This is a genomic window from Phytobacter sp. V69, from assembly GCF_965644215.1.
In the GTDB taxonomy this organism is placed as follows: domain Bacteria; phylum Pseudomonadota; class Gammaproteobacteria; order Enterobacterales; family Enterobacteriaceae; genus Phytobacter.
This window is the reverse complement of the sequence record NZ_CBFFRL010000242.1, coordinates 1-5,964: the sequence shown is the minus strand read 5'-3', so window position 1 is coordinate 5,964 and position 5,964 is coordinate 1. Positions and strand designations below refer to the sequence as shown.

General features: G+C 51.9%; 3 protein-coding genes and 3 pseudogenes. 4 read left to right on the top strand and 2 right to left on the bottom strand.

Annotated elements, in window-relative coordinates:
• Positions 1-65: 65 nt before the first annotated feature.
• The 4 genes and pseudogenes from ACSZPU_RS22485 to ACSZPU_RS22470 all read left to right on the top strand — a co-directional run.
• Positions 66-353 (top strand): annotated as a pseudogene (locus ACSZPU_RS22485) (diaminopropionate ammonia-lyase); the annotation flags it as partial.
• Positions 354-471: 118 nt separating this feature from the next.
• Positions 472-1,746 carry an SLC5/6 family protein gene (locus ACSZPU_RS22480; RefSeq protein ID WP_499003331.1) on the top strand — a complete coding sequence of 425 codons (1,275 nt, stop codon included), beginning with the start codon at positions 472-474 and terminating at the stop codon, positions 1,744-1,746.
• A gap of 42 nt (positions 1,747-1,788) precedes the next feature.
• Positions 1,789-2,259 (top strand): annotated as a pseudogene (locus ACSZPU_RS22475) (M20/M25/M40 family metallo-hydrolase); the annotation flags it as partial.
• A 176-nt stretch (positions 2,260-2,435) separates the two neighbouring features.
• On the top strand, positions 2,436-3,608 hold the full coding sequence (locus ACSZPU_RS22470) for a M20 aminoacylase family protein (protein ID WP_499003328.1): 1,173 nt from the start codon (positions 2,436-2,438) through the stop codon (positions 3,606-3,608).
• Positions 3,609-3,672: 64 nt separating this feature from the next.
• On the opposite strand, the gene pncB is transcribed toward ACSZPU_RS22470, so the two are convergent.
• Both pncB and ACSZPU_RS22460 read right to left on the bottom strand, forming a co-directional pair.
• Positions 3,673-4,875: a nicotinate phosphoribosyltransferase gene (gene pncB / locus ACSZPU_RS22465; RefSeq protein ID WP_499003327.1), complete on the bottom strand. Its 1,203-nt coding sequence runs from the start codon at positions 4,873-4,875 to the stop codon at positions 3,673-3,675.
• 199 nt (positions 4,876-5,074) lie between these two features.
• Positions 5,075-5,884, bottom strand: a pseudogene (locus tag ACSZPU_RS22460) (tyrosine-type recombinase/integrase); the annotation flags it as partial.
• Positions 5,885-5,964: the final 80 nt, after the last annotated feature.

Below are 5,964 nucleotides of genomic sequence, written 5' to 3'. Positions count from 1 at the left end.
CTTATCGGTAGTTAACCCTTCCTCCTACACTCTCCACAATCATGTCCGAGCGTTGCACTTATTATCTGAATTCGCGTGCGAGCTGTTTTATTTCGGCGGATGACCGACTGGCGGCCAACGGAATGCGTATTTTAGCCGCGCCGCGTCCGGGAACCGATGACGCTTTTATTTCCGGTGAATCCGGCGCAATTGGCACCGGGCTTATTTATGAACTGATGAGCAATCAATGTCACCGGGCATTAAAAGAGCGCCTGAACCTGAATGAACAATCGCATGTCCTGCTTATTAGTACGGAAGGCGATACCTCTCCGGATGTTTATGAAGATATCGTCTGGTTTGGTCGCAGTGCCTGATATTTCTTATGCATAAAAATGGGGGGCGACAATATTACCCTACACGTCCTCAATAGTTAACGCATTCTGACAATAAATAAAAGACGCGTTAACGTGAAAAAATAAGAGAACATCACCTATGAAAAATATAACGGCCCTTGATCAAACTGAAATAAGCAATCCGCAAAAATGGCATAGTGAGGACACCGTCTGGGTGTTGGGTTTATTTGGCACCGCCATCGGCGCAGGCGTGCTTTTTTTACCCATTAACGCCGGTATCCGTGGTTTCTGGCCGCTGTTGATTGTGTTTGCACTCGCCTTTCCGATTACGTATCTGGCCCACCGTGGCCTGGCGCGCTTTATCTACTCCTCCAGCACACCGGAAAGTGCCATCACCGATGTGATTGGCGAACATTTTGGCGCCCTGGCGGGGAAGACATTCACGGTTATCTATTTCTTTGCCATCTATACCATCCTGATTATGTATGCGGTCGCCATCACCAATACAGCGCAAAGCTTTAATACCCACCAGTTGGGCATGGCGGAACCCCCGAGGGCACTGGTGGCTAGCGTGCTTATCCTTGGGCTGATGTTCATTGTGCGCCTGGGTCAGCAGTTCATCATGCGTGTGATGAGCACGCTGGTGTATCCCTTTATTGCCTCGCTTATTTTTATGGCGCTGTTCCTGATTCCCCAGTGGAATGGCGCCATTCTTGAGACAACGGACCTGAGCTACACAGGAGCAGGGTATGGCATTTTGATGACGCTATGGATGACGTTTCCGGTACTGGTGATGTCATTCAATCACTACCCGATTATCTCGCCGATGGTGGTACGCCAGAAGCAACGCTATGGGCTGGAAGCGGCTGATGAGAAATGTGGGCAAATTCAACGTTACGGCATTGTGCTGATGGTTGTCGTCGTGCTGTTTTTTGTCCTCAGCTGTGTGTTGAGCTTGTCGCCTCAGCAACTGGCGGAGGACAAAGCGCAAAATCTATCCATTCTCTCGTACCTGGCGAACCATTTTGAGACGCCGGTTATCGCCTGGCTATCCCCCGTCATCGCCTTTGTTGCCATCACAAAATCCTTTCTCGGCCATTACATCGGTGCCAATGAATCCTTACGCGACATGATCGTTGAAGCCGCCGGCGCGAAAGGGAAAAAGCCGGGGATTCGCGTGGTCAACAGCATGATTTTTATCTTTATGGTTGCGACCTGCTGGTTCTTTGCCTGGAGGAACCCCAGCAGTCTGGGAATTATTGAAAGCATCAGCGGCCCGACCGGTGCGGCGATTCTGCTGCTGTTGCCGATGTACGCCATCCACAAACTGCCCGTACTGGCTTCGTACCGGGGCAAAATCAGCAACGTTTTTGTCACGCTTATTGGCCTGATTACGGTCTCCGCCATCTTCTAGGGCATGGCGAAGTAAAGACGCGATTAAGAGGGAAACAGCAATATGAGTCAGCATCTGCAGATCAGCGGTCAACGACTGGTTGATTCACTTTTCGAACTGGGTAAATACGGCGCACTTGCGGGCGGAGGCGTTTGCCGCCTGGCCGCGACGGCAGAGGATAAAGCGGGCAGGGACTTTGTGGTTGCCCGCATGCAGGCTCTGGGGCTTGCAATCCGTATTGATGCCATTGGCAATGTGACAGGGATTTTTGCCGGTGAGTGCGACTTGCCGATGGTCATGATGGGCTCGCATATTGATACCGTGGGAACAGGCGGTCTCTATGATGACAATTATGGCGTCATGGCGGGGCTTGAAGTGATTGCCACGCTTAAGGAGGCGGGGATTCGCCCCTTACGCCCGATCGCGGTGACCTTCTTTACGAATGAAGAAGGTGTGCGTTTCCAGCCGGATATGATGGGCAACGTGGTGTTTGCCGGTGACTATCCGCTGGAGGCGGCATTAGCAACCAAAGATCGTGGACGCCGTTGAGGATGAAGCCCGGCTGCAGCGATTAAGTCATCGCCGGTTACCCAGCGGCGCAGGCCATGACGCGCAGTTTATGGCGTCCGTCTGCCCGGCCGGCAACGTATTGCTGCAGGTGGTCTTAAAACGCGCCCAGAGAGCAGCCTAACGACATGACCGGAGAGTCTATGAATCAGCAACAGTTAAAACAGCAGTTAATGGCATGGCGTCATCATCTTCATGCTCATCCTGAAAGTGCGTTTGAAGAGGTCAAAACATCGGCGTTTATTGCGCAACAGCTTGAACAAATGGGGATTGAAGTGCACCGCAATCTGGGGAAAACCGGGCTGGTGGGCGTGCTGAAATGCGGTGAAGGTAAAGACGTCATTGGCATCCGTGCTGATATCGACTGCATTCAACTTACCGAACGGGGCGAACATGCATACCGTTCCACCACGCCTGAACGAATGCACGGCTGTGGCCATGACGGGCACACCTCGATGGTGTTGGGGGCGGCGCAGTTACTGGTAAAGCGTAAAAACTTTAACGGTACTGTGTGTTTTGTGTTTCAGCCCGCAGAAGAACCCGGCTATGGCGCGAACGCAATGATGGCCGATGGCTTGCTGACGCGTTTTGGTATCAAAGAGATTTACGGCCTGCACAATATGCCCGGGATGAAAGCCGGGACGATAGCGACGCGCGTCGGCGGCATTATGGCCAGTGAGGACAACTTTGTTATCCACATCCAGGGGCAGGGTTCCCATGCGGCGCGTCCCCATATGAGCAAAGATCCGCTGGTGATTGCGGCGGAGATCATTCTCGCCTTGCAAACAATTGTCTCCCGCAACGTCGATCCCAATGTTCCGGCGGTGATTTCATGTACTGAACTGCACACGGATGGTATCCGTAATGCAATTCCCGGGCATGTTGAAATTAAAGGCGACACGCGCAGCTATTCACCGCAGGTACAGGCGCTGCTTGAAAAGCGGATGCGAGCCATCTGTGAAGGCATTTGCGCCATGCACGGGGCACAGTGTGAATTTTCCTATACGCACGAGTTTGCCCCGACGGTGAATCACGAAGTTTGTGTGAACGTGGCGGTGAACGCGGCGAAGAACGTGGTGGGTGAACAAAACGTTGATGGCAACGTCCAGCAGATGATGATTTCCGAAGACTTCGGCGCCTTTTTACAGCATATCCCTGGCTGCTTTATCTTCCTGGGTAACGGCGATGACAGTGATGCAAAAGGCGCAACGCCGCTGCATAACGCTTGTTACGATTTCAATGACGACATCCTGCTGACCGGGGCGGAATATTTTGCCGAAGTCATCAGAACACGTTTGCCTTTACAAACTGAATAACGCTGGAAATCGGGCATAAAAAAAGCGTTCCATACTGGGAACGCTTTTTTGTTCTATCGGCGAGTTAGCTGGCTTTCTTCACCTGCGGCAGGTCAAAGGCCTCGCGCAGCGCGCGAACGAAAGCTTTATCGTGGCAAATCGTTTTGCCGGGGCTGTCAGATAATTTTGCCACCGGTTTACCGTTACACTCGACCAGCTTAATCACGATATTCAGCGGCTTCACATGTGGAATATCGCAGGTCAGCCGCGTACCAATACCGAAGCCCAGATTGATGCGGGAGGCAAAGTGGTAGTAGAGATCCAGTGCTTTATTCAAATCGAGATTGTCCGAAAAAATCAGCGTCTTAGACAACGGATCGATACCGAGTTTTTCATAGTGCACGATGGCTTTCTCGCCCCATTCAACCGGATCCCCCGAGTCATGGCGCAGCCCCTGATAACGCTGGGCAAACACCGGGCCGAAATCACGCAGGAAGGCGTCCATGGTAATGCAGTCTGTCAGGGCAATACCGAGCTGCTCCGGGTACTCTTCCAGCCATGCGGCCAGCGCGGCACGCTGGCTGGTGGCCAGCTCCGGGCTGATTTGCTGATGCGCCTGGAACCATTCGTGGGCCTGAGTCCCCATTGGGGTGAGCGACAGACGGCGCGCCAGATCGTAATTGCTGGTGCCGATAAACCACGGTTCTTGTTTGAGACGCGCTACGATGGCGTGTTGCACATCGCGCGAAAAACGGCGGCGGGTGCCGAAATCCATCAGACGGAAGCCGGACATATCCAGCTCAGCGGTGCGGCTAGCAAAATCCGCCAGTTTTGTTTCAAGATGCAGCAGGGCCTGCTGAACACCCACCTGCGGAGAGCGGCAGCGATGCACCAGCTCGCTAATTACCGCCAGCAGCGGCACTTCCCACATGATCACTTCGCGCCACGGGCCGGACATACGAATGTTCAGCTTGCCATTGTCATTAATGACCGTCACTTGCGACGGGTCGTAACGGAAATCGCGTAGCCACTGCAGGTAATCGGCTTTAAAGAAGGGGAGACCAGACAGCCACTGGAATTCGTCTTCCTGCAGGCGTAGATGTTGCATTGCGTCGATTTGTTCGCGAATAGCGCTGGCGTAAATGCCAAGAAGGTCATCGCCGCGGCAGCGGAACTCCGCTGTAACATGCACATCGTAGTAGTGATGGAAGACCGCCTGTTGCATATGCAATTTGTAGGCATCGGTATCCAGCAGCGTCTGCAGAGCAGGGGTAGCGAGTCGTGTCATGGTGCGCCGTAGCATCCTCTCACAGGAGCGTTTAGTACAATAAACAAAGCAGGTGGAATCCGCTGGAGTATACCTTGTTTATTGATTTATTGAACCCCGATCACACCATATAGCGCGAAACGGGTCGAGGGCATTTCGTGCAGCGTGTTACTAAAATGTATAACAAACTACTCTAACTACTTGAATTTAAAATGCGTTACTAGCCACATGCAGCCCCTTGGGGCATGGATGGGGCAAACTCTGACAACTTCTGGTTTAGTATAGACACTTGCTCAGCACTGCTTTCTGACATCCATTTTCCATAGACCTTAAAGACCATTTGAGCGTTAGCGTGTCCCATTTGGGTTGCTATAAAGCTTGGGTTGGCTCCGGCAGACAACGACCAGCATGCATAGGTATGTCGTGACTGGTATGCATTACGGTAACGGATTCCCGCACGTTTAATGACCGAAGCCCAGATTTTATTAATAGAGTTCACCGCATAGTGATATCCTGTATGAACACCACGCCGGGTACACTGAGGACTGAAAACAAAGGTGCAGGGGTGAATGACTGACCGGCCATACTCCCGTAACTTCACTTCAATCTCATACTGTCTGCCCAGGCGTGTTAGTTCGGCCTGACTTTTAAGGGCTTCGATTGCTGGCTTGATGAGAAAAATCACCCTGTCAGTTCCCGCCTCGGTTTTTGGCAGGGTGAATTCATCAGTTTGGGTGTGGTTGCGCTTGACCGTTAACGTACCAGCTTTCAAATCAATGTCCTCCCACGCAAGCCCGCACAACTCCCCGTGCCTCATGCCGGTATAAATCGCCAGCGACCATAAATTCTTTAATTGCTGGTGCCGGCATGCCTCTATAAACCTGATAAATTCATCGCGGCTGAGTGGATCTGGATCGGCTTTAGCCTTCTTTAGCCTGTTAATTCCGCTAAACGGGTTTTGCTTTATATATCCGTTATCCTGCGCAAACTGAAATATTCCAGACATAAGGGTCATGTAGTTGTTTACGGAAGGAGCTAGATAGTGTCGTCACGAGGATAAAAATCATTGATAATAGGGCCTTCTAATCAGAAGGCCCTATTATCATGACT